The 1,758-nt window shown below is 51.5% G+C and carries 2 rRNA genes (1 of these 2 cut by a window edge); both read left to right on the top strand.

Annotated elements, in window-relative coordinates:
• Positions 1-125 precede the first annotated feature (125 nt).
• Positions 126-1,693 (top strand): 16S ribosomal RNA (locus NUH19_RS13230).
• A gap of 3 nt (positions 1,694-1,696) precedes the next feature.
• Positions 1,697-1,758, top strand: a 23S ribosomal RNA gene (locus tag NUH19_RS13225); it runs 2,879 nt beyond the window's last position.
• Together the 16S and 23S rRNA genes form the textbook arrangement of a ribosomal RNA operon.

Raw genomic sequence — 1,758 nt, 5'->3', positions numbered from 1 at the left:
GGTAGTCCTTTGAAAACTGAACAAAGTTTCGTAAATGTGATAGGGCTTTTCTTAATTGAAAAGAATTAAACATTGCGAAGTCAATTCGCTAGTAACAACAAATCGAGCTATTCAAACAGCTCATATTACATGAGAGTTTGATCCTGGCTCAGGATGAACGCTGGCGGCGTGCCTAATACATGCAAGTCGAACGAGGTTTTAGTGATTGAAGTCTTCGGACAGATTTCACTGACACCGAGTGGCGGACGGGTGAGTAACACGTGGGTAACCTGCCCTTAAGTGGGGGATAACATTTGGAAACAGATGCTAATACCGCATAAACCCTTGGACCACATGGTCCTTGGTTGAAAGGCGGTCTTCGGACTGTCGCTTTTGGATGGACCCGCGGCGTATTAGCTAGTTGGTGAGGTAAAGGCCCACCAAGGCAGTGATACGTAGCCGACCTGAGAGGGTGATCGGCCACATTGGGACTGAGACACGGCCCAAACTCCTACGGGAGGCAGCAGTAGGGAATCTTCCACAATGGACGAAAGTCTGATGGAGCAACGCCGCGTGAGTGAAGAAGGTTTTCGGATCGTAAAACTCTGTTGTTGGAGAAGAACGTACGTGAGAGTAACTGTTCACGTAGTGACGGTATCCAACCAGAAAGCCACGGCTAACTACGTGCCAGCAGCCGCGGTAATACGTAGGTGGCAAGCGTTATCCGGATTTATTGGGCGTAAAGCGAGCGCAGGCGGTTTCTTAAGTCTGATGTGAAAGCCCTCGGCTTAACCGAGGAAGTGCATCGGAAACTGGGAAACTTGAGTGCAGAAGAGGACAGTGGAACTCCATGTGTAGCGGTGAAATGCGTAGATATATGGAAGAACACCAGTGGCGAAGGCGGCTGTCTGGTCTGTAACTGACGCTGAGGCTCGAAAGCATGGGTAGCGAACAGGATTAGATACCCTGGTAGTCCATGCCGTAAACGATGAATGCTAGGTGTTGGAGGGTTTCCGCCCTTCAGTGCCGCAGCTAACGCATTAAGCATTCCGCCTGGGGAGTACGACCGCAAGGTTGAAACTCAAAGGAATTGACGGGGGCCCGCACAAGCGGTGGAGCATGTGGTTTAATTCGAAGCAACGCGAAGAACCTTACCAGGTCTTGACATCTTTTGATCACCTGAGAGATCAGGTTTCCCCTTCGGGGGCAAAATGACAGGTGGTGCATGGTTGTCGTCAGCTCGTGTCGTGAGATGTTGGGTTAAGTCCCGCAACGAGCGCAACCCTTATGACTAGTTGCCAGCATTCAGTTGGGCACTCTAGTAAGACTGCCGGTGACAAACCGGAGGAAGGTGGGGACGACGTCAAATCATCATGCCCCTTATGACCTGGGCTACACACGTGCTACAATGGCCGGTACAACGAGTTGCTAACCCGCGAGGGTACGCTAATCTCTTAAAGCCGGTCTCAGTTCGGACTGTAGGCTGCAACTCGCCTACACGAAGTCGGAATCGCTAGTAATCGCGGATCAGCATGCCGCGGTGAATACGTTCCCGGGCCTTGTACACACCGCCCGTCACACCATGAGAGTTTGTAACACCCGAAGCCGGTGGGGTAACCCGTAAGGGAGCTAGCCGTCTAAGGTGGGACAGATGATTAGGGTGAAGTCGTAACAAGGTAGCCGTAGGAGAACCTGCGGCTGGATCACCTCCTTTCTAAGGATAGGGCCTAACGGCCCACGGAAACCTATCACATGAAACTTTGTTTAGTTTTGAGGGGA

This window comes from Lacticaseibacillus parakribbianus (assembly GCF_025490915.1).
Classification (GTDB): domain Bacteria; phylum Bacillota; class Bacilli; order Lactobacillales; family Lactobacillaceae; genus Lacticaseibacillus; species Lacticaseibacillus parakribbianus.
The sequence above is the reverse complement of the archived record's forward strand: the minus strand, read 5'-3'. Positions and strand labels throughout refer to the sequence as shown.